The organism is Ruegeria sp. YTSC003 (genome assembly GCF_059609785.1).
Map to the genome: position 1 here is coordinate 203,942 of NZ_JBXWMK010000004.1, position 22,358 is coordinate 226,299.

The 22,358-nt window shown below is 55.7% G+C and carries 15 protein-coding genes and 1 tRNA gene; 6 read left to right on the top strand and 10 right to left on the bottom strand.

Features of this window, described 5'->3' with window-relative positions; genetic code table 11:
• Positions 1–278 precede the first annotated feature (278 nt).
• From AC2FFH_RS10190 to AC2FFH_RS10220, 7 genes are all read right to left on the bottom strand, one after another.
• Complete coding sequence (locus tag AC2FFH_RS10190) at positions 279–1,565, bottom strand: dynamin family protein (RefSeq protein WP_496766421.1); 1,287 nt, start codon at positions 1,563–1,565, stop codon at positions 279–281.
• Positions 1,562–3,604 carry a dynamin family protein gene (locus AC2FFH_RS10195; protein WP_496766423.1) on the bottom strand — a complete coding sequence of 681 codons (2,043 nt, stop codon included), beginning with the start codon at positions 3,602–3,604 and terminating at the stop codon, positions 1,562–1,564. The genes AC2FFH_RS10190 and AC2FFH_RS10195 overlap by 4 nt, the downstream gene beginning before the upstream one ends.
• Before the next feature lie 66 nt (positions 3,605–3,670).
• Positions 3,671–4,531 carry a hypothetical protein gene (locus tag AC2FFH_RS10200; protein ID WP_496844345.1) on the bottom strand — a complete coding sequence of 287 codons (861 nt, stop codon included), beginning with the start codon at positions 4,529–4,531 and terminating at the stop codon, positions 3,671–3,673.
• Between the two features lie 23 nt (positions 4,532–4,554).
• Positions 4,555–4,956: a hypothetical protein gene (locus AC2FFH_RS10205; protein ID WP_058276616.1), complete on the bottom strand. Its 402-nt coding sequence runs from the start codon at positions 4,954–4,956 to the stop codon at positions 4,555–4,557.
• A 32-nt stretch (positions 4,957–4,988) separates the two neighbouring features.
• The gene (locus AC2FFH_RS10210; protein WP_496844347.1) at positions 4,989–6,713 is read right to left on the bottom strand and encodes a dynamin family protein; all 1,725 of its coding nucleotides are present in this window, start codon (positions 6,711–6,713) and stop codon (positions 4,989–4,991) included.
• Between the two features lie 8 nt (positions 6,714–6,721).
• Positions 6,722–8,734 carry a dynamin family protein gene (locus tag AC2FFH_RS10215; protein ID WP_496766429.1) on the bottom strand — a complete coding sequence of 671 codons (2,013 nt, stop codon included), beginning with the start codon at positions 8,732–8,734 and terminating at the stop codon, positions 6,722–6,724.
• A gap of 2 nt (positions 8,735–8,736) precedes the next feature.
• Positions 8,737–9,132: a hypothetical protein gene (locus AC2FFH_RS10220; RefSeq protein ID WP_174822482.1), complete on the bottom strand. Its 396-nt coding sequence runs from the start codon at positions 9,130–9,132 to the stop codon at positions 8,737–8,739.
• 787 nt (positions 9,133–9,919) lie between these two features.
• Between AC2FFH_RS10220 and AC2FFH_RS10225 the strand changes: the two genes are divergently transcribed.
• Positions 9,920–10,004, top strand: a tRNA-Leu gene (locus AC2FFH_RS10225).
• 577 nt (positions 10,005–10,581) lie between these two features.
• On the opposite strand, the gene AC2FFH_RS10230 is transcribed toward AC2FFH_RS10225, so the two are convergent.
• Both AC2FFH_RS10230 and AC2FFH_RS10235 read right to left on the bottom strand, forming a co-directional pair.
• On the bottom strand, positions 10,582–11,739 hold the full coding sequence (locus tag AC2FFH_RS10230) for an acyl-CoA dehydrogenase family protein (protein WP_496766431.1): 1,158 nt from the start codon (positions 11,737–11,739) through the stop codon (positions 10,582–10,584).
• Positions 11,736–12,317, bottom strand: a complete 582-nt coding sequence (locus AC2FFH_RS10235) for a TetR/AcrR family transcriptional regulator (RefSeq protein WP_496766433.1) — start codon at positions 12,315–12,317, stop codon at positions 11,736–11,738. The genes AC2FFH_RS10230 and AC2FFH_RS10235 overlap by 4 nt, the downstream gene beginning before the upstream one ends.
• Positions 12,318–12,484: 167 nt before the next feature.
• On the opposite strand from AC2FFH_RS10235, the gene AC2FFH_RS10240 reads away from it, so the two are divergent.
• From AC2FFH_RS10240 to AC2FFH_RS10260, 5 genes are all read left to right on the top strand, one after another.
• A complete protein-coding gene (locus AC2FFH_RS10240; RefSeq protein ID WP_496844348.1) occupies positions 12,485–14,269 on the top strand; it encodes an acyclic terpene utilization AtuA family protein in 1,785 nt (594 codons plus the stop codon).
• The gene (locus AC2FFH_RS10245; protein WP_496766437.1) at positions 14,269–15,888 is read left to right on the top strand and encodes an acyl-CoA carboxylase subunit beta; all 1,620 of its coding nucleotides are present in this window, start codon (positions 14,269–14,271) and stop codon (positions 15,886–15,888) included. Before AC2FFH_RS10240 ends, AC2FFH_RS10245 begins: the two co-directional genes overlap by 1 nt.
• A 55-nt stretch (positions 15,889–15,943) precedes the next feature.
• Positions 15,944–17,917, top strand: a complete 1,974-nt coding sequence (locus AC2FFH_RS10250) for an acetyl/propionyl/methylcrotonyl-CoA carboxylase subunit alpha (RefSeq protein WP_496844350.1) — start codon at positions 15,944–15,946, stop codon at positions 17,915–17,917.
• A gap of 100 nt (positions 17,918–18,017) precedes the next feature.
• Positions 18,018–18,809, top strand: coding sequence for a TIGR03084 family metal-binding protein (locus tag AC2FFH_RS10255; RefSeq protein WP_496844351.1), 792 nt, complete (start codon positions 18,018–18,020; stop codon positions 18,807–18,809).
• An 81-nt stretch (positions 18,810–18,890) separates the two neighbouring features.
• The gene (locus AC2FFH_RS10260) at positions 18,891–19,925 is read left to right on the top strand and encodes an AI-2E family transporter (RefSeq protein WP_496724686.1); all 1,035 of its coding nucleotides are present in this window, start codon (positions 18,891–18,893) and stop codon (positions 19,923–19,925) included.
• Between the two features lie 102 nt (positions 19,926–20,027).
• Here AC2FFH_RS10260 and AC2FFH_RS10265 read toward each other — a convergent pair whose 3' ends face one another.
• Entirely contained in the window at positions 20,028–22,007 is a 1,980-nt protein-coding gene (locus tag AC2FFH_RS10265; protein ID WP_496766443.1) for a bifunctional 2',3'-cyclic-nucleotide 2'-phosphodiesterase/3'-nucleotidase, read from the bottom strand.
• Positions 22,008–22,358 lie beyond the last annotated feature (351 nt).

The window sequence follows — 22,358 nt, forward strand, 5'->3', positions numbered from 1 at the left end:
TCACAACCAAACACAACCGCAGGACACTCAAGTACGTTAGACGTTTCAAATTTGACTTTATTGGGGCCGCCTGATGGCTTCACTAAGAACCCAGCGCCAAGAAAATCCACATATGGTGCCATTGCGTGCGCGTGAATCTAAATGTTGATTTTTTACCGGTAAAACTTGCGGACTGAGTGCCTGTTTTTTGCGGATTGGTCACTAAATCCGAAACAATAAACGCGCGATTCTGAGGGCTTCGAATCGCTGCATTGCGGCTCAATTAAAACGGGTAGGCGTCAGGTTCCGGTTTTTGCCTGAACGGAATCGACGCGGCTGCCGGCCCAGGCGAGGTTGTCGCTTAGCTGGGCGAGGATGCTGATTGCGTCCTTCAGTGGCGCGTCACCGCTTTCGAATTGCAGCAGCAAAAGAAGATCGGTGGCCTTTTCAAACTCACCGGGGATCCAGTCGGCTTCAGTGGCGATTTCGCCTCCTTGCTCCAGACGCTCCGCAAAATCTTCGACGATTTCCTGACAACTGTTCAGGAATGCGGCCGGTTCTATATCTGATGTCTCGCGCAAGTCGTCATAGATGCTGGCAATTGCCGCCAGCCAGTCTTCAAGGATCGGGTTTTCAAGCGGGGGAAGGGCGGATTCCAACGTCGCATGAATCGACGGTGCTTCGACCTGCGCTGGTTCAGCTTCTGCGATGTCCAGGGTGGAGAGATACGGAAGAAACTCTTGCTCGATGTCATTTCGGGCAGCTTCCAAATCCTTCAAACGCCGCTCGGATGCGACTTGCAGGACCTGTTCGGCCAAATTTTGACCGCCACAGGTCTCCCACAGATCAAAATCAGGCTCGGGTTCTTGCGCCATGGCTTTGACCGCGACTGGTGTGCCGATAGGCACGACAGACCGGAAGAATTTACCTTTTCCTTTTTCCAATCGGTTCAGAACACGGTCCAGCGCGTCGCGGACCGGGGGGAGATCCGCGTGGGTTACGGCCAGCAAGCTATTCGAGCGCAACTCTTGCGGAACTTGTGCCCACAGGTGGCGCTCAGTCTCACGCCAGGCATTGGTTCCGTTCGTGCACCAGATGGCACAATCGACATAGGACAATAGGTCCAAAGTGGACTTGTAGGTGTCATCCAATGCGCCGGTTCCCGGCAGATCGAACAATGAGATCTCTTGCAGGGCAGGGGTATTCAGCCCAATCGAGATAAAGTCCGGGTCGTCTGCCGCGGCTTTTTCCAGTGCAATGCCGGAATAGACTTTGGGCTCTTTGTCCCACCAGCCAACGGTGGTTTCCGGTGCATCCGCATAGGCCACTATAACCAATGGCAATTTCAAGTGTTGAGGGCCGGTTGGCAGAATGTCCGCCCCGGCTAGCATGTTTGCGAGGCTGGATTTTCCGGCCCCGAATTCCCCGGCAAAACCGATGTTTACCGCATTCGAAAGCCGTTCGGCATGGAACAAGGCGCGCTCGCGCATCTTGTCCAGACCCGCCTCTGAAGGCAGGTTTTCGGTGGCGGTCAGGAAGCGTTCAAGCTTGCGTACTTCCTGTTCGGTTCCGGGAAATTCAATCATTCCGCAGCCTCTGCTAATTTCTTGTCGGCGCTATTGCCGCCAAATACCGCATCCAGATCATCTGCAACACGTTGTGCCTGATCGAATGCTGCCTGTGCTTCTGCACGAACATTGGTTTGGCCGGTTCCGGCGCGTTGTTCAAGATGTCCGGCCAACAAGGCCAGATAGTGATCAAGAACGGTGTTCAGACGCTCAAGCAGATCGGCGCGCGCCGTGTCCACCAGATCGTCCCCGATCATTTCGAATTCCTGAACGATCATCCGTTCGGCCCGAGCGACCACACTTTTACGCGAAATCAGACGGGACAGCCAACTGACGCGCAGTTCCACGGTAATGCCACGCGTCAGTGCGGTGGTATCCGGACGGAACCACCGAACCGCACTGGTATTCATCCGACTGTCGGTCGGGTCTTGCCAGCCGGGCAGGGCGCGAAGTGCGGCATTGCTGTTCATGTCGACCGCATAAAGCTCGCTGAGCATTCGCTGCCGCACCACCTGTGTCGCACCCTGAACCAGCTCGCGCATGCGGTCCCGCAGCGGCGAAAAGTTCAATTCAGTGTCACCGCCCTTGGCCAACAAAGGGGAATCGCCATTCGGTCCGCGGACAACGGCGGAGACGGCTTCGGATACAGTGTCATCCATGACGCCGCGAAGATTGGCCAACACATCATCCATATCGTCAATGATCTGTGTGGTTTTTTGCGAAACCAGCGCGCGCAGCTCGGCCAATGTTTTGTCGTTTTCGTCGCCGTCGGTAATGTCGGCGGAGTTTTCGTCGTCAATTACGCGCAGATGGGCCTTAGACCGTTCCAGCTCACCTTGCGCAAAACTGTTAAGGTGCTGCCAGGCCATCTTGAGCTGTTCGTCACGGGGCCCTTGGGTCAAGGCGTGCGTAACGTGGCGGCGCAGATCGGGTAGACCAGAGGCGATCATTGCGGCAAAGCGCAAAACGCCCTCACGGCTGATTGGGCCAGGGCCCTGTTTGATCTCTTCTACACCGTCCAGATATTGCTTCATCTGCTCGGGGTGGGCGCGCAGCCAAGCCAGAACGTGATCGTGGTTCACGCCGGTATCGTCACCAGTCAAGGCATAATGGGCCCATTGGGCGCTGCCCATCAGAACATCAATGTCCGAGTTGCCCAGGGCTTTTTCCAGGCCATCCAACACGTCCGTCCGGACTTTTCCAGCGTCTTCAGCGCCGCCGCCCAGTTCGTCCACGCGATTGATGAAGACGACGATCTGCCCCAGTTCCAGCGCCTGCATCAGGCGGAACAACTTAAGATCCGCACGGGACAGCGCCTGATGTGCGGACAATACAACAACAAAGAAATCGGATTCCTTGAGGTATTGGCGCGAGATTTCTTCGCGGATCAGCAGCGGGTCGTTGACGCCGGGCGTATCCGTGACCGTCAGCGGGAACGGAAAATGGCCAATGTCAAAGTAGACCTCGGCCTTGCGCGTGATGTCACTGTACAGTCCCCGATCTGAACCGGGGTCGTATTCTTCGCTGTCGGTCGGATCGTCACCCGCACAAACATAACGGGCCAGATCGTCCGAGTTCAGATGCTCCAGATCGTGATGCTGACCCAGCAACTGCTCATAGCTGTCGCCTAATCGCAGTTGTGCGCGGGTTTTCATCGCGTCGACCTGCTCTTCGATCATCTCGCGCTTATAGCTGTCCTCGTCGTCGGGGAACATGTTGCGCAGCTCTTCGCCCTCGGCGATCAGCGCCTGCCATTGACGGTTATCGAAGAAATGAAATTCGGCCCCTTGGGTCCGACCCGAGGGGTGACCGAAATGCATGTCGGTGATCACGGTCGTCCACGGATTAACATCCGAGGGCAGGTATTCGGCCTGCCCCGTAAACCCGTTGATAAGGCGGGACTTGCCAGCCTTGATTTGCCCGACAAATGCAATTGACGGTTTTAGATTTGAAAGGTCGCCGACAATACGCGAAATGAACTGGCGGGTCTCGTCATTGCTGACCCCGTTCATATCTTCGGCGATTCTTATTAACTCACGACGGTTATTTTCACTCATACTGTTACCCTGGGTACTTGCAATCACAGATTGAATTAGTCGAAAAATTGAATATTACGGGCGCGCTCATTCGGAACGCTCCGTCAGAGATGTCCACAGATTCACAATGGCGCCTAGCTTGCGCGCCTCGTGAACGACCATGGAAAATTCTTCGCCGTCGTTCAGGACGGCCAAACCAGAACCTTTACCGCCGGACGGACGCATGACGATCAATTGCGGATGATCCAGCGCCGCGGCTGCGTCATCATCCCAGCCCGACAGGTCATGCGCGAACTGCGCCAGCAAAGTTTCATCTGCATGTAATGGCTGATCTTCACTACAATCGCCGTCAGACTGAACCATTTCCCCGCCTTCAGCTTTGACCCGGATGCGACCAACAGCCAAACGCTGGCTGCCGAGATAGAACTGATTGGCCAAATCGCTGGCATCGTCTGTTGCTTCCACGTAATTTGCTGGCTCGGCTGTGTCCGGAACGACTGCTATGACGGGTTCAGCGGGCATTTCGATCATCGTGCAAGCACTAGCGATTTCGCTAAAAGTGATTCCGACATCGTCCGCTTCCAGCGTGGCGTCCGGCCGTAGGGATATCAGGCTGAGCGGTGCAGGCGCCGCGGCAATATCGGTTACCAGTTGCGCCAATTGCCCAGCCAGCGTATCGCGCTCTTCGGTTTCAAAATCAGGCGCAACGCCGGACCGGACACGAAAGACATCTGTAACCCGAGAGCTGTTGACCTCAATCGCGAGACAATCGCCATTGGCAGCCGTAAACTCCAACCGGCGCGGCAAAACAGTGCCACGGATGGACTGCAATACCTTTTCGCGGCGCTCAAGCGCAGTGTCACCAGCAAGCGCGACGGCTGGCTCCAGTCGGGCAACCGATGATCGCCCAATGTCCTCGAGCAAATCGAGTATGTTTGTATCCATCATGCCGTGACCCCCTCTGGTCCCGTCTAAACTGCGGCCGCGACGGGCCCCAGACTGAGATGCGATTTTGTCAGTGCCAACCCTACATTCGCGCTGTTGCGACAGATGTAGCAGACCACATGATCCGGATAGGCCTGCGTCCGCAAAAAAATGTTCAACCGATCCTTTGAAAACACCGCGATTTCCCCAAATCCCGGATTTTCGGTATCAGCATTACCCGATTTCCGCAGCAATGCTTCAAAAGCACCCACGCCGCCGCCCTGAAACAGGTTCGCCACTGCAAGCGCGAGACTGTCCAGCACTTCGGCGTCCTCTTGATCGCGGACACTGGTCCCCAATAACATCCCTGTTTCCATGTCGATATACCCGGCTGCGACGCAGTCGGGTATCGTTTCCATCGCAGATTTCAGTGCGGCTTCGATAGACATCGGGCTTCCCGTCCTTCTACCTTGATTTCACGTTATAAAACATGCCATTCAGCCCCGCCCTTGTTCCCGGCTTTCGGAAGCGTTGAAACGTCTTTTTTTGCGTCGCGGGCGCCGTGTTCAGCGGCGATCTTGTCGAACTCTTCCAGGAAGGCCACAAAAACTTTTTTCAGGCCTTCGGAGTCTTCAGGAAGATCCTCACCAGCGGTGATCTCGCGCCACATCGCCGATGCGCTGAGTGTTGATCCGGCGTCCGCATTCAGCAATTTCTCAAGGGTTTCAGACTCAGGCTCGGCCTCGGACGTTCCGTTTGATATAGGCACGACCTGTGTTTCGATCAGGCCGCTGGTTTCGGGTTCCAGTTCGAACTCATCGGCCGTACCATCCGATTGCTCGGCGAGCAATGCAACGATTGACGACACAGATGTGTCAGCACGTTGCGCGTCTGCTTCGGTGTTTTCGGATACAGCATCTTCAGCTGCGTCAGCCAGCTTATCCTCAATCGACGCCAATAGGTGATCCTGACCATCGGAGCCGGTGTCAGGCTGATTTGCCTCGCCTTCACTCTCGACTTCCAGTTCCAAGGTCTCTTCTTCGTCGAAATCTTCGTCATCCAGTTCAAGAAACGCGTTTTCTTCCGAAGGGATCTCGGCAACATCGGCCAAATTCAGAGGCTGACTGGGCGTTTCCCGGAAGAAAGAACGCAGCTCGTCCTGATCGGTTTCGGTCTCAGGTTTGGTTTCTTCCGATATCGCGGTCATCTCAGCGCGCAACCGTTCAGCCTCATCCGCATCAATCCGGGGGGCACGTTCCGTATCGTTTGAGCGTGCTTCAACGCGGGCAGGGCGTACAGGAAAGCTTGTTACCACTTCGTCCTGCGCATTTTCGTCCTGAACGGGATTGACCAGCTTTAGTGGAGTGGGCTGTTCTGCGCTTTCAGTGGTTTTGCGTGGGGGGATCGGTTGGACACGTGGCCCATCAGCAAGGCTATTGTCGATCTGGTACCGCGCCAGCATGTCTGCGCGATTGTCCATGATCTGCTCGGTGATCTCAAGAAAGCTGTCTACCATCTTGCCGCCACCGCTGCGTCCCCACAGTTCGGCATCGCCGCTCTTGTCGCGGGCGGTGATCGCATCGCGAGCTGAGAACAAAATCGACCGGTTGAACAGATGCCCTGCCTCGCGGTTGACGCGGCGCAACACCTTTTGGCGGTCTTTCGGACCCAGTGTATCCGCACGTGTTACCAACAGCAGCGAGTTGTGCTGCAACCGTTCGGGCAGGGCGACCCAAGTCGCCCGCTCGGTCTCGCGCCAGGCTTGGGTTGCATGTGTGCACCACAGCACGCCATTGGCCTGACCTACGGCGCGACGCCAAACATCGGTTGAAATCTTGGGGTCCGAGATACCCGGCGTGTCGATCAGATCAACCGCTTCGAGGATATCGGATTCAAGAAAAATACGAATGAATTGGGCGTCGTTTACGCCGATCGATTCCAACGCATCCAGTTCAATATTCTCGCGCATACCATCATGGCGCTGCACATAGGCTGATTGCTTACCCCAGCTGAACCAGACCGGCGGTAACTGTGTGGCCGTCACCTGGGTTGGCAGCGCGTGCGACCGAAGCAGAAAGTTCATCAGCGTCGATTTGCCGGCGCTGAACTCTCCCATAAGGGCAAAGACCGGCTTGCGGCGGGACCACTGCTCGATGCGTTCCCATGCTTTGGGCGAGACGAAACGGGTTTGTGAGTCTTTTGCCATATCGCTACTTATGCTGCCTCGTTACTAAGATCTTTCAGGATGTCGCCCAGAATATCGTCACGCGATTTCTGTGGTGTCAGTCCTGCCATCAGAGCTGCGTTGCGGCTTGGGTCATTCTCGGCCGAGGCCGAAATGCTAAGCAACGTCTCTTTCTGCTCGCGCATGAAATCCGACAGGACGGCACGTACGTTTTCCAATACGGCTGCGACCTGATTTTCCTCGATATCCTTGGTGATCGAATTCGCCTCGGACGCGATCAGGCGCGTATAGTCGGCTGCATAAGCTTCGAACCCTTTGCGGCGCTGCCACCAGCGACGCCACCAGGTGCTTTGCAAGTCCAAAGCGATTGTTCGCCCAATTCCGAGTGGGGGTGGGACACGCGGAACAATGGGCGCTTCGATACTGAACTCACCCAGGTGGTTGCCCAGTATCTTCTGATAAAGCGTCTCAATATCTGCGGCCGCCGTATTGTACAGCGCACTTGCTTCTTTGCGCATCGACCGCGCAAAGCTGAAATATGCGGCCTTTTGCAAGGTGCGCAGCCCCGCTGGGTCATACTGCCATGTGCCTTGTTCGCCGTTCAGCTCAAGGTGGGCAATCAGCGAATCCGTTGCACGTTTGACAAAGTTCGATTCCGCTGAATTCAGTCGCTCCAACACCTTCGCACGCAGGGATGCGGTCAATTCGGCCGCTTTCTTTTCATATTGATCCGAGAGTGTGGCAATCGCTTCCTCTGGCGATACCCCGTCCAAATCACGCACAAGGCCTTCGCCGCCCGAAAGGGTCTTGGCAACGGCCGTGGCGCGGATTTGACTGGCGATATTGCGGGCGCGGTGACGGACGCGATCCAGCAACCGGGTGCCTGCGCCTTCGGCGATGCGTTCGTTCATGGCCAACAGCAAATCGGGCAAGCCGGACAGTGCCCAAATCTTGTCGAGCGAGGGTGCCTGATCGCCAAAACCGGCGGCCAGATAGAACGTGTTCAACGCCTCGCGGGATTCATCGGAAAGAATCTCAGGGTTGCCCGTCAACGCGGCCTCGGCCCACAAGGCGCTGCCAAAGACAACACTGGTATTGGCGTCGATATTGTTCTGTTTGAGTGTATCCTGAATGCGGTCGCGGATTTCCGGCACCTGATTGACCGGATCCGCCAATTCGTCAATTCGGTTCACAAACAGGATGATCTGCCGGTTTTCGAATTGCGCGATAATGCGCATCAGCGCCATGTCCATTGTCGTCAGCGCCTGGCTGGCAGCCAGAACAACAACGCAGACCTCAGATCCGCGCAAGCTGCGCAGGGTGATCTGTTCGCGGACCATAAAGGTATCGTTGACACCCGGCGTGTCGCACAGTTTGAGCGCAATCGGGTATTGCGGGATATCCATATACAGCTCTGCCGACTTCGTCACATCGGCGAACCGCCCGGTCTTGGGGTTGATGTCCGGGTCATCTTCGTCACCCAGACAGACATAGCGCTGGATCAGCTCTTCGTCGAAGTAATCATATTGATGGCTCTGCCCCAGAATCAGGTCGAAATGCTGGCCCAATCTGGATTCGGATTTAGCCTTCATCTCGCCGATTTGGCGGCGAATGTCATCCATCTCGTCATCGGCTCCGGCGCGGTTTGCCAACTCACCCAGGCGGCCGCCGCCGACCATCAGATTGTCCCATTCTTCCTGTTCAAAGAAGGTAAACTTGGCGCGTTTGTCGCCTTCGGTGCGGGTGTTGATGTTCAACGTGGTCACCACCGATGTCCACGGGTTTACATCCGATGGAAGCAGGGCAGGGCGCCCGGCCAGGATGTTCACGATCGAGGACTTACCAGCCTTGACCTGCCCGACCATTGTAACGCTGGCCGAGAAATTCTCCATCCGCGTCTTGAGCGTGGCAAGACGTGCGGACGAACGTGCATCCGCCACCTCTGTCAGTTGATCAATCTGTGCGGTCAGCGAGTTCATCGCTGACGTCATGGGCGTCAGTGCCTCATTGCCAACTGACAAAAGATGGTCGTTGCGCGCCATGTTCAGCCTCCGGTTCCTGTCGCGGCCAACGTGTCTGTCGGCGTGCTGGTCATGGTGTCGATTCGGGCGATCAGATTCAGGGCATTGCCCAGGATCGCAGCTTCGGCCCCCGGCGAAATCGATTCGAAGGTGTGGCAATCCGCCAGAACTTCGATCGAGCTAAATCGCTCGCTGTTTTCAAGGCGGGCAAGACGACGCCCGGTCGGAAAGCCCTCGGATTTGGTTTCGGGCAGCGGCATACGCGAGTTGGCTAGCAAATATCGCCGCCCGGAGCGGGTGCGCAACGAAACGCCAAACCCGGTGTTTGGATGGTCGCGGTTCAGGGATTTGAGTTCACCAAGAAAACTTTCACGCGCAAGGCCAACGGCTTCTTGCTCGGCAGCAGCGGAGTTCATCATATTGGTCACGTTTCAGACCCTTGTACTGGAGTTGAGCGAAAAAACTCGTACAGCGCCCGAAGGCAAAAAAGACTCATTAACTCCTACTGCTCATAAGTGACTTTCAAGGCGTTCTTATTTTGACGCGAATAAGATTTTTTGGCGTTTGAATTGTGGCGCAATTGTGTTTGGTAACATTTTTCAACCACAACCTACGGGCGTATTTTCGGCGTCAATGTGAACAGCGCCATTTATCGTTAGCAGCATTCAAGAGCAGAAAACTTGCAACGATGCGCACGTGTTGTATTTTTGGTAGTGCGTCTAGAGCACTGTTCATAAACAGTAATTACTCTATCTTTTGAAATCAACCTGACACCAAATCTACCCAGAGGACGTCTGTAAAATATATGTATGTTGCATTCGTCTTTGGGTTCTCATCATAGCCCGCCCTTAGATGAGGGGCATTTTACTCAACGTAAGATAGTTTTCTTCTTCTCACCAAAGGGACCTGAGTGTTGCTAAATACAAAACAATAAAATTAGTCAAACTTGCCCAAGTAATCTTTTCTCTCTACTCGTAGAACGCCAAAAATCAGGCTGCTTTCCTGCCGCGAACAGCAACACATGAGAATATCCCGCATCCCGCTTAGCGGCAGCGTCCGGCAGACACCATATGTGCACGACGGTCAGTTCAGAAGCATGTTGCGCCGATGTCATCAATAATCTTGCGCACAACTCAATTTTCCCTCTCGCACTCCGTGGCAAGCTTTGCTATTCACCCCGACATTCCGGCACCGAGTGCCTGGGTTGCGGGTGTGGCGAAATTGGTAGACGCACCAGATTTAGGTTCTGGCGCCGCAAGGCGTGGGGGTTCAAGTCCCTCCACCCGCACCATACCATTTCAGAGAATTTTCCCGTCCGGACCGCCTTTGCCGGCTTTCAGGCAATGACCAACGTTTCGTACGGGACAGCCGACTGGATTTTGACGTTTGAACAGTCGGGTCCGCTCGCCAAGCGAACGATTAGGTGACTGCATCCATAGTGAAAACACCGGCCTCTATGATTTGGAAATGCAGGTTACATGGCCTGCATTTCGGAACGCGCAGTCAGGAGAACAGGTAGTAGGTCGTTGGTGACGTGGCTAAAATAGCCAATGCAACGACAAGCCAAACCAAAACGCAAACCCAGTAGGTTCCCGGATTTTCAGCGCGGGTTACCCGTTCCCACAAGTAGGTCGAACCAAACACCAAGTCTCTGATAGCCCATAACAACAAGCCAAGCCCCACATAGAACCAAATATCCATAATTCCCTCGCGTGATGAGTTTGGCGCAACTTAGGTTGTCAAAAATGATTGCGCAATTGTGCATTGATCATTTTCGGCAATTGCTGACCAAAGAATTTGGTTAATTTCGGCCTTTCAGCGATCTCTTCACGTCCATAGCACGCGCTTGCGGACCCACAACGCCGCCACTATTGCCCGGCCAATCCCATCTGGCGCACGGCCAGGTCGCGCATTATCTCTTCGGATCCGCCGCCAATTGCCATTATTTTGATTTCGCGCCAGATCCGCTCGACCGGATTGCCCAGCATGTATGCGGCACCGCCAAAGATCTGCATCGCTTCGGAAGCAACAAATTGCAGTGACGTCGTGGCCTGAACCTTGGCCTTTGCAATTTCGGCGACTGGCATCAGGCCCTGTTCAATTGCCCAGCAGATCCGTTCGATATATGCCTCATTCATATCAATCCGGGCAGACATTTCTGCAAACTTGTGGCCAATGACCTGATGTTCGACCAGTCGCCTGCCGAATGTCTTGCGTTCCCGTGCCCAGTCCAGGGCACTATCGTAGCATAGTTTCATCATACCCAACGAAGCGGATGTCAGGCCAAGCCGTTCAAAGTTAAAGTTGTTCATGATTGCGATAAAGCCCCTGTTCTCAGGCCCCAACAGGGCAGTAGAATCCAGCTCGCAATCATCGAAATGCAGCGTCGCTTGCTGTGAACTGTGCCAACCCATCTTGCCACCCAACGGCGTGCGGCTGAACCCGGGCGCGTCATGAGGGACCAAAAACAATGAGATACCGGTCAGGCCCGGGCCGCCAGTGCGGGCGCCGATCACAAACCATTCGGCATCCATACCCCCGGTGATATAGGTCTTTTCCCCGTTCAGAATCCATCGGCCGCCTTTGCGCTCGGCACTTGTTTGAATATTGGCAACGTCCGACCCTGCGCCTGGTTCGGTGATCCCAAGGGCCGACATCATGCGCCCCGAGATGATCTCGGGCAGCACTTTCTGTTTGAACTCCTCGGAAGCAAATTTCGCAATTGGGCTGATGGAAATCGTACGTCCCCCAACGGCGGCTCCGATACCGGATGCCCCACAGCCGAACAGGATTTCACTATAATCATGGCGCATAAAGGCGTTGTCGAAACCTAGACCGCCGTATTCCTCATCGATCCCAAAGCCAAATACGCCGAACTCAGCAATTGCGGCATGCAGCTCCCACGGGACGCTGCGATCCGCCTCCCATTGCTCAATATGAGGTTTGATTTCGGCATCGACAAAACGCTGGAAATTTCCGCGGAAAGCTTCGCGTTCAGGGGCCATGAAAGGGGATGGCAGGGTCATTTGACCTCCTCAACGTCATTTTCGGGCAATACCTGAAGCTGGCTTTCCATCATGCGTGCGAAGCGATCCATCATCTGCGTAAGGTATTCTGGCGATGAAACGAATTTCTCATGCAACAACAAACCACGCAGGAAATTCCGGGCGATGCTCCACAACAATTCAGTGTCGTTACGGTCACCCGTTGCGCTGACATACCGGGCGGAGATCAGGGTGAGGTTCGACTTGTCCCAGTCTCTCAGGCTCTGTTCAAGCATGCCGAACAGTTCCGGATCGGTTCGGCAAGCAACCAGAATCTCGACTATGGCGCGCCCACCTGCGGAATTTACGATATTGGCCCAGGCAGACATAATCAGGTCATAGACGGGCTGAGGCGCGCGATCATGTGGCCAGAGCGGGTTTTGCGCATTGCCCAATAGTCGCATCGCGGTCGCTGCGACCAATGCCTGCTTCGTGGGGAAGTGATGCGTTATTGCCCCGCGTGAGATACCCGCCTTGGCTTGTACTTTGGCAAAAGTGGTCTCGGCATACCCAAGCTGATCCAGACAAGTGACCGTCGCATTGCTGATTTTGGCCTGCATATCTCGGGACCTTTGATCCTGGACTGAAGGTTTTTTTGGCATCGATTCCGTCATCTTCCGTCGCGTCGCAGTGGTAAATCTTCGTTGACCAAGGTGGTCAGTAAATCATAAAAACAGAACAGTCGGTCTGTAAACTGCGGATCGCACCCAAGCGGGAGAGACGTGGCGTGACACATTCTCTGCGGATCGGAGGAGCAAGTGGTTTTTGGGGGGATGCCCCTCATGCGACACAGCAATTGCTGCGTGCCCCGGGGCTCGATTTTCTGGTCTACGATTACCTCGCCGAAATCACCATGTCGATCATGGCCCGCGCCCGTCTTAAAGACCCCCAAAAGGGATATGCGGTGGATTTCGTCTCTGACGTTATGGCCAACAATTTAACCCAAATCGCCGAGCAAGGCGTCAAGGTCTTGTCAAATGCAGGCGGGGTCAACCCAGTTGCCTGTGCTGATGAATTACGTCGCAAATCTGCAGAGTTGGGATTGAACTTGAAAGTTGCAGTGGTCGAAGGCGACGACCTGCTGCCGCGTGTGGCTGAGTTTGTCGATCGGACTGAGATGTTTTCCGGTGCGCCGATGCCACCGATCGAAAAGATCGCCTCGGTGAATGCTTATATTGGGGCTGGGCCGATATTGGTGGCGCTGCACGGCGGTGCTGATATCGTCATCACAGGCCGCTGCGTCGACAGCGCTCTGACTTTAGCGGCGTGCATGTATCATTTTGGATGGCGGCCCGAAGACCACGACTTATTGGCTGCCGGGTCGCTTGCAGGGCATTTGATAGAATGTGGTCCGCAAGCCACCGGAGGCAATTTCACGGACTGGAAATTGGCAGGCGACATCGCCAAGATCGGCTATCCAATTGTCGAGGTAAACGCCGATGGCGGGCTGGTCCTGACCAAGCCGCAGGGCACAGCTGGATGTGTGACCCCGGCTTCGGTCTGCGAGCAGATGCTGTATGAGATCGGCGACCCGCAGTCCTATATTCTGCCTGACGTGATTTGCGACTTTTCCAATGTCAGGATTAAGCACTCCGAGCCAGACCATGTAACCGTTTTGGGTGCAAAAGGCCGCGCGCCGACCGGGCAGCTCAAAGTGTCCGCCACCTGGGCGGATGGCTATCGCGCGGGCATTACGATTCTGATCAACGGGCGTGAGGCACGACAAAAGGCGAAGGCTTTTGCCCAAGCGGGGTTGGATCGTGCGCGCGCTGTCCTCCACCAGATCGGTTCTCCCGACTATCGCGAGGTGTCGTTTGAAACCTTCGGAGGTCGGCCTGGCGACGGCGATTACGAAGAGATCTCGTTCAAGGCAGCCGTGAAACACGACGACCCCCGCGCGGTTGGCGTATTCCTGCGTGAGATGACCGGGTGCGCACTGGCCGCACCGCCGGGGTTGCACATCTTTACCGGAGGAGGACGGCCAAAACCCTCGCCAGTCGTTGCCCTGTTTTCCTTCTTGGTGCCAAACGACACGCTGACCTATTGCGTAACGATGGATGGGGACGATATCGCATACAATCCGCCAAAAACGCCCACTCAAGACCCGGAACCTGTCCCGGCAAAAGCCCCGGAAATAGCCGATGAAAAGGTGACCGAGTGGATCACATGCCCTTTGGAAGATTTGGCCTGTGCTAGATCTGGGGACAAAGGCGACACCGCAAACATTGGGGTCATTGTACGTCATGCTACCTTTTTGCCCTACATTTGGGCCGCGCTGACCGAAGCGACGCTGGCAGATGTTTTTTCTAACTACCTATCTGGCAGGGTCGAACGGTTCTTTCTTCCAGGAATGCATTCCATGAACATTCTGCTGCACAATGCGCTGGGTGGCGGTGGCGTAGCCTCGTTGCGCAACGACGCGCAAGGCAAGAGTTATGCCCAGATATTGCTGGCCACACCGATCAGGATTCCTGCAGAGTTATCCTCATACACCGAGCGAGGAGAAATCTGATGGGTTTTGTCAGTAAAGTCGTCCGCGATTCTGGCAGCTTTGCCAAGAACCGAGCCGATATGCTGGCTCTTGTCGACGAGATGCGCGCGCTTGAAGCACGTCCTGTCGCCCTGTCAGAGAAACGGCGTGAACGGATGGAGGCCCGGGGGCAGATCACACCCCGTGACCGTTTGACCCAACTGTTGGATCCTGGAATGCCTTTTTTGCAGCTGCACGGGTTGGCGGGTTACTGCGTCGATACAGACGATCCTGATCAATCGGTTCCGGGCGCGTCATTGGTTATTGGCATCGGTTTCATCTCGGGCGTGCGCTGCATGATCATCGTCGACGATGCAGGGATCAAGGCCGGCGCGATGGTCGAGATGTCAGCTGCGGCCTTCCTGAGTGCGCAAGACATGGCTTTGAAACAGAACCTGCCTTTTGTGCATCTTGTCGAAAGCGCCGGTGCAAATCTTATGGAGTACAAGGTCGAATTCTGGGCCAATGGCGGCAAACTGTTCCGCAATCTGGCCCGCCATTCGGCCGCTGGCCTGCCCAACATCGCGGTACTGCATGGCCCGTCAACCGCCGGTGGGGCTTATATGCCAGGCCTTGCAGACTATGTTGTCGGCGTGAAGAACAATGGTATGGCCGCATTGGCCGGTGCAGCCTTGGTTCACGCGGCGACGGGCGAAAAGGCCAATGACCGCGATCTGGGCGGGTCCGAGATGCATGCCACCACATCCGGGCTGGTCGACTATCTGGCCGAGGATGATGCGCACGGTATCGAAATGGCCCGGAACGTGATGGCCCGGCTGGATTGGAACAAATCCTTGCCTGTGCGTCGCTGCAAAGACGTGCAGCCTCCGAAATATGATACGGATGAGATCGCAGGCCTTGTTCCAACCGATTATCGCGTTCCCTATGACGTTCGCGAGGTCGTGGCCCGCATTGTGGATGGCTCGGATTTTGAGGATTTCAAACCCGACTATTGCTCAGCGACTGTCTGTTTGCAGGCCACAATCAATGGTATCGCTGTGGGCATTCTTGGAAACAACGGGCCACTGGACCCTGCAGGCGCGAACAAAGCCGCGCAGTTTATTCAGCTATGTGGTCAGGCTGACACTCCCCTTATCTTTCTGAACAATATCACAGGTTTCATGGTCGGCACCCAATATGAACAAAGCGGCATGATCAAACATGGGGCCAAGATGATTCAGGCCGTTACATCTGTCGATGTGCCCAAGATCACGCTCTATGTCGGGGCAAGTTTCGGGGCGGGCAATTACGGGATGTGCGGCTACGCCTATGACCCGGACTTCCTGTTCGCCTGGCCCAATGCGGCAACGGGCGTGATGGGCGGCGAGCAAGCCGCCGGGACGATGGAACTGGTCGCGCGCGCAGGGTTCAAACGCAAAGGGATCGACCCCGACGAAGCCAAACTGTCTGCGCAGAAGGCAGCGATCACAGCGCATTTCACACGACAGGAAAATGCGTTTTATACCTCGGGCCGGTGTATCGATCATGGCGTCATTGACCCCCGCGACACGCGGCGCGTGCTGGGTTTTTGCCTTGAAACCTGCCTTGAGGGTCGCGCGCGAACGGTCAAACCCAGCTCGTACGGGGTGCACAGGTTTTGATCATACTGCATTACTCACCAAATCCACATCCAAGACAGATAGCAGAGGCTGAGGCATGACATTCGACACGCTTCTTGTTGCCAATCGTGGGGAAATCGCCGCGCGTATCATCCGAACCGCCCGGTCGCTTGGGCTGCGCACGGTGGCCGTTTATACAACCGCTGACGCGCGGGCACCCCATGTCGAACTTGCTGATGAGGCGGTTTGGATCGGTGAAGGGCCGGTTGGTGATAGCTATCTGAACGCAGAAAAGACCATTGCTGCCGCTCAGAAAGCCGGGGCAGGGGCAATTCACCCGGGCTATGGGTTTTTGTCCGAAAATGCGGGTTTTTCAGCGGCAGTCGAGACCGCGGGTCTGACTTTTATCGGACCCGATCCCGAAGCGATCAGGCTGATGGGCGACAAGGCCGTCGCCAAACGCCTGATGATCGGCGCGGGCGTTCCCTGCGTTCCGGGGTATGAAGGCGATGATCAATCGGATGCCGCTCTGGTCACAGAAGCGGACAAGATCGGCTTTCCTATTATGGTTAAAGCCGCAGCTGGTGGCGGTGGTCGCGGAATGCGCGTGGTCCAATCCGCCGACGCTCTTTCTGAGGCGATTGCGCTTGCCAGATCCGAGGCCGAGAACGCTTTTGGATCCGGCAAATTGATCCTTGAGAAAGCGATCGGTGATGCGCGCCATATCGAATTTCAGATTTTTGTCGATGGGTACGGGAACGTAATTCATCTGGGCGAAAGGGAATGCTCGATTCAGCGTCGCCACCAAAAAGTCATCGAAGAAGCCCCAAGCCCCGCCATGACGCCAGAATTGCGCGAAAAAATGGGAGCCGTGGCGATTGAGGCGGCCCGTGCGGTGAACTATCGCGGCGCCGGAACCGTGGAGTTCCTATTGGAACCGTCCGGCGTTTTCTATTTCCTTGAAATGAACACCCGACTGCAGGTTGAGCATCCTGTCACCGAGATGGTCACTGGCATCGACCTAGTGGCGCTACAGATCGCTGTCGCGCAGGGTGACGCCCTTCCGATCTCTCAGGAAGACGTCACCATGAACGGCCACGCCATTGAGGCGCGGCTTTATGCCGAAGACCCCGCTAACGGATATCTACCGGCAACCGGTCCAATTGATTTCTGGCAGGCTGCGACTGGACCCGGAGTGCGTGTGGACTCCGGCATTCAACAAGGGCAGGAGGTATCGCCTTTCTATGACGCCATGCTTGCAAAGATCATTGCGCATGGTCCAACCCGCGAAACGGCACGTGCGCGGCTGATCAAGGCTGTGAACGAATCTATTTTGCTGGGAACGGTGACAAATTCGCGGTTTCTTGCAGATGTGCTGCAGCACAGAGATTTCATTGCTGGTGATGCAACGACAACATTTTTGGATCGGACCTACCCCCGGGGCTTTCTTGCGTACCGGGTAACTGCGCCGGACATCGCCTTGGCGGCTGCGCTGTTGTTGGATGCGGATCAATCCCGCGCAAGGGCGGCGTCGGGCTACGTATCCGCCGAACAGTTGGGTTGGTCTAGCGCGGCGTTGCCGCCGTTCGCCGTGACGCTTGCCTATGTTGACGAAGAGATACAAACGCGCGCACTCGCCCGCCCCGAAGGATGGACCGTATGGGTTGAGGGCAACGCGTATGATGTCTCGTTCATCAAGCGCAGCAGCGGGAAGGTCCGGGCACGCATAAATGACAACACCGTCGACGCCACCGCACACATAACCCGGGACACGGCCCAGATCGCCATCGGCGCCGAGCGCCGGACGTTTCGACGCCTGCGTCCCGGTGCATTGGATGCGGGAACGATCGCTAGCGGTCGCGTCACCGCCCCCATGCCGGGTGCCCTGGTCGAGGTGGCGGCAAGACCTGGTCAAAGCGTTTCGAATGGCGACTGTCTGGCCGTTCTCGAAGCCATGAAGATGCAGCACCAAATCACTGCCGCCGTTGCGGGCGTCGTGACCTCTGTACACGTTGAGATCGGACAACAGGTGGCGGCGGGGGATGTTATGATCGAGATTGACGAAACATAGGTAGAATTGGGTGTGTGTCGGCTACCGCCGCTCAGGCACTGCATCCGGGGACATCGAACAGGCAAACACAAAATCGAGGGAACAAGCAGTGCAACAGGCAATGGATTTTTTGCAAGAAAGCCAGGCATTGTTTGCCATTCTAGCCGATATTTCGGGCGACCAATGGGAAAACCAAACCCAGTTCAAGGGATGGACGCTGAACGATGTTCTGGTGCATCTGCACTATTGGAACCAGATGGCCGATTTGTCGCTTCAGGACCCCGACGCATTTGCTGCGCGCATTGGCGCATTGTTTGTCAAAGCCAATGCCGAAGGGCTGCGCGCAGCCGAGAACGAAGCGATTTTGCTGCGTGGGAACGAGCTGCGCGATGCTTGGCGGACACTTTACACAGATATTGGCACACGTTGGGCCGATCTCGATCCCAAGCACCGGGTGAAATGGGCCGGTCCGGATATGTCTGTACGCTCGTCGATCACGGCCCGCCAGATGGAGACTTGGGCACACGGGCAAGAGATTTTTGACGTTCTTGGTGTCGAGCGCGTCGAACAGGACCGAGTCAAGAACATCGTCATTCTGGGTGTGAATACCTTTGGTTGGGCTTATCAGGTCAACGGCAAACCTGTGCCCGAGGCGATGCCGCGACTTGAACTGACCGCACCTTCCGGAGCCTTATGGGAGTTCGGTGAACCGGGGGACAATCGGATAACAGGACCTGCGGTAGAGTTTGCGCAAGTCTCGGCCCAAACCCGCAACATCGCAGATACATCTCTAAAGGTGGAAGGGCCGGTTTCTGCCGAATGGATGTCAATCGCGCAGTGTTTTGCCGGTGGTCGCGAAACGCCTCCAGCACCGGGTAGCCGTCACTGCGCTCGGGGCGCTCAGATTGCGTGAAAGACGTTGAATATAAGCCTAGAACCCGGCACAAAAGGACCCACACGTTCGACCGAAAGCGAAGATATGCTGCAGTTTAATGTGACAAAACTTGCATCTGGCCTGATCGTCGCTGTTGTCATCGGCTGGCTGCTGGTGCTGGGCAAGAGCATTTTTCTTCCGGTGCTTTTGGGCATTATCGGAATATACATTCTGGACTCGACCGCCTCGACAATCGGCCGTGTTCCGGGGTTGCGCCACATTCCACGCCGCGGGCGCCGTTTACTTGCACTGCTTGCCATATTTCTAACGCTGATTCTGATAGGGGTTTTTCTTGAGGCAAACGCGCAAGCGGTCGCCCAGAATATCCCGCGTTACCAAACCAACCTAAAAGCGCTGGTTGACTCGGCAATGGCGATTTTGGGTGTCAAAAAACTGCCAGACTGGTCCACGATCGAGCAGACGATTGCTGGCAAGTTCGATGTTTTGGGTTTTGTGCAGGGGACGCTTTCCACAGTGCAGGGTTTCGGGACGGTCATGTTAATGACAATCCTTTATATTGTGTTCATCCTGTCCGATCTGGACGATATGCCGGAAAAAGTTAGAAAGGCTTTGGGTGATGCTGAAACAGCTGACCGGTCGCTGCAAATTGTCGCCCAGATAAACCAGAAAATCGGCAGCTACCTAAGCGCAAAGACCCTGATCAACGTCATTTTGGCTGTGATCTCATATGTGATCATGTTGTTGCTTGGCATCGAGTTCGCAATGTTCTGGGCCATATTGATCGGCCTTTTGAACTATATCCCATACCTGGGTTCCATTGTTGGCGTTCTGTTTCCCGTCATGCTGAGCCTCGTGCAATTCGGCGGCATCTGGCACGCCGGTGTCGCGCTGATCGCGCTCATGGCCGCTCAGCTGTTTGTCGGAAACTTCCTTGAACCCCGCCTGGTCGGAAATTCGGTGAACCTGAGCGGGTTTATGGTGCTGTTTTCGCTGACGATCTGGACCGCGATGTGGGGTCTGGCAGGCACCATATTGGCGATACCGTTGACTGCCGTGGTGATGATCATCTTGTCGCAAATCCATTCTACACGACCGCTGGCGATTTTGATGTCAGAAAGCGGTGAACTTGACTGATTTTTCCAAAGCCCGGTTTTAAGTGATCGAATAATTCGTCATCTTTGGTGCGCGACCGCCACCCATTGGTCGGGGTGACGGTCGGTTTATAAGTTCTGGCGTTTAAAGCTTGATGCGGAACGCGGCGAAACCATCGGCGCCTTCGCCGGCGTCTTCGATCACCACTCCATTGACGTCGCTCATATAGTCGCGCGCTTTGGGGCCGGTTTCGAAAAGCACCGTGGTATCTGCGAGCGGGGCGAAGGACCAGTTGGCGTCCGCCTTTGGATCGATTGTGCCCTGTTCGACAATGTAACGCACGATGACGTCGCGGTTGGTGTCTGGGGCCTCGAAAACAATCGTGTCACCCAATGCGCCCGGGAAGGACCCACCGCCAGACGCGCGGTAATTGTTGGTGGCGATGATGAACTCCATATCATCCGTAACCGGCGTGCCGTTGAAGGAAAGGTTCACAATCCGAGCCGCATCTGGGTTCACCTCTTCGCCTTTTGGTCCAAATCGCGAGGGCTGGGACAGGTCGATCTGATAGGTCACGCCGTCCATAACATCAAAGTTGTAGGACGGGAATTCCGGGTTCAGTAGAATTGCGTCGGCCGAGCCCGGCTCAACCTGATTGAACATACCTGCCGAACGCTCCAGCCAACCCCGGACCTGTGCCCCGTTCACGCGGACCGCCCGCACGGTGTTCGGATAGAGATACAGGTCAGCCACGTTTTTGATTGCCACATCGCCCACTGGAACATCGGTATAATACTCTGGCCCACCACGGCCACCGGCCTTGAACGGGGCTGCGGCTGATAGGATGGGCAGCCCCTCGTGCTCGGTGCCCTTCATCATCTCTTCAACATACCATTTTTGTGCGATCGACACGATTTGCACCGACGGATCATCCGCGACGAGCGCGAAATAGCTGTGCAAAGGCGCGGACGTCTTCCCTACGGCGCGGCGAACATATGCCAGTGTTTCGTCGTGATCTTTGGCAACCGAATCCAGCACGGTCTGGTCGTCGCCAACCAGCGCAGTGATTGAGCGATCTTCGTTGCGCTTTGAGATCGGGCGCGCCTCGGACGTCGTTGTTACGACGCGCCATTCGTTCCCGTCGCGTTCCAGCAGCAGGTCCAACAGACCCAGATGCGAGCCCCAGAAACCGCCCATGACCGCTGGTTTGCCCAGCAAGGTACCTTTTTCGACGTCGATACCTGGACGATCCGCGAAGGTGGGCGAAGGGAAGACCAGGTGATTGTGGCCTGTGACCAGCGCGTCAATGCCATCGACGCCAGCCAGCGCGACTGAGGCGTTCTCCATCCCGTCGGCATGGTCTGCCTCACCGATACCCGAATGCGACAGGGCGATGATCAGGTCGCAGCCTTGCTCTTGCATTTCTGGTACATAGGCTTTCGCCGTATCGACAATGTCTCGGGCCTGAACGTTGCCTTCCAGATGCTTGCGATCCCAATTCATGATCTGAGGTGGTGTAAAGCCAATGACGCCGACCTTGATTGGATGCTTGCTGCCGTCGCCCATTTCAATTTCCCGGTCCAGAATGGCGTAAGGCTTGACCAGGGTCTTATCATCGCGTGGCCCTGCACCCTGTTTTTTGGCGACGTTGGCCAACACGACAGGGAAATCAGCGCCGGCGAGTGACTTTTCCAGAAAATCCAAACCGTAATTGAACTCGTGGTTGCCCAAAGTAGCGGCGTCATAGCCTACGGTGTTGAATGCGGCGATGATCGGATGGCTGTCGCCTTCTTTCATACCACGCTCATAAGCGATGTAATCGCCCATCGGGTTGCCCTGCAAAAAGTCGCCATTATCCACCAGCAACGAGTTGGTTGCCTCTGACCGAATGTCATTGATGATCGATGCGGTGCGCGACAGGCCTACCGTATCGCGCGGCTTGTCTGCGTAGTAATCATAAGGGAAGACATGCACATGGATATCGGTGGTTTCCATGATCCGAAGATGCGCCTGATTGTCGGCAGCGGCGGCCGAAAAAGGGTGCAGGGTGATTGCGGCGGCGCTGGCCGTGGTTGTGGCAAGGAACTGGCGGCGAGACATCGAAAAATGGTTGGAGGAGGTCATTCGGAACCTTTCAATATGTTGGCTAACGCGCCTTCTGCATAACTTACAAAACAACCGTGTGACACTGGTATCCAACGCGTTTGCAGCGGCGCGGCGCATGCGGGAATGTTTGGTACTGATGCCCATTGTGATCTGCTTACCCAATCATGGCAACATGTGTCGATTTGAGACGGTTGATTTTCGCGCGGTGCATATTGCGGAAATGGCGGCAGCCGCATTGGGATAGAATGTTCCGCATCGTTTGCTGAAGCGGCGTTGGCACAGCGGACCATTGCAAGCATCCGCGTTTTTCCGCCTGAGTGACGCAGATGGTAGAATCTGGTTGTGATAACGATCTTTATCTATAAAAGT

Excerpts from the sequence above, each read along its gene's own strand:
- AC2FFH_RS10190 (WP_496766421.1), bottom strand. The coding sequence starts at position 1,565 with ATGATTGAATTTCCCGGAACCGAACAGGAAGTACGCAAGCTTGAACGC.
- AC2FFH_RS10195 (WP_496766423.1), bottom strand. The coding sequence starts at position 3,604 with ATGAGTGAAAATAACCGTCGTGAGTTAATAAGAATCGCCGAAGATATG.
- AC2FFH_RS10200 (WP_496844345.1), bottom strand. The coding sequence starts at position 4,531 with ATGATGGATACAAACATACTCGATTTGCTCGAGGACATTGGGCGATCA.
- AC2FFH_RS10205 (WP_058276616.1), bottom strand. The coding sequence starts at position 4,956 with ATGTCTATCGAAGCCGCACTGAAATCTGCGATGGAAACGATACCCGAC.
- AC2FFH_RS10210 (WP_496844347.1), bottom strand. The coding sequence starts at position 6,713 with ATGGCAAAAGACTCACAAACCCGTTTCGTCTCGCCCAAAGCATGGGAA.
- AC2FFH_RS10215 (WP_496766429.1), bottom strand. The coding sequence starts at position 8,734 with ATGGCGCGCAACGACCATCTTTTGTCAGTTGGCAATGAGGCACTGACG.
- AC2FFH_RS10220 (WP_174822482.1), bottom strand. The coding sequence starts at position 9,132 with ATGATGAACTCCGCTGCTGCCGAGCAAGAAGCCGTTGGCCTTGCGCGT.
- AC2FFH_RS10230 (WP_496766431.1), bottom strand. The coding sequence starts at position 11,739 with ATGACCCTGCCATCCCCTTTCATGGCCCCTGAACGCGAAGCTTTCCGC.
- AC2FFH_RS10235 (WP_496766433.1), bottom strand. The coding sequence starts at position 12,317 with ATGCAGGCCAAAATCAGCAATGCGACGGTCACTTGTCTGGATCAGCTT.
- AC2FFH_RS10245 (WP_496766437.1), top strand. The coding sequence starts at position 14,269 with ATGGGTTTTGTCAGTAAAGTCGTCCGCGATTCTGGCAGCTTTGCCAAG.
- AC2FFH_RS10250 (WP_496844350.1), top strand. The coding sequence starts at position 15,944 with ATGACATTCGACACGCTTCTTGTTGCCAATCGTGGGGAAATCGCCGCG.
- AC2FFH_RS10255 (WP_496844351.1), top strand. The coding sequence starts at position 18,018 with ATGGATTTTTTGCAAGAAAGCCAGGCATTGTTTGCCATTCTAGCCGAT.
- AC2FFH_RS10265 (WP_496766443.1), bottom strand. The coding sequence starts at position 22,007 with ATGACCTCCTCCAACCATTTTTCGATGTCTCGCCGCCAGTTCCTTGCC.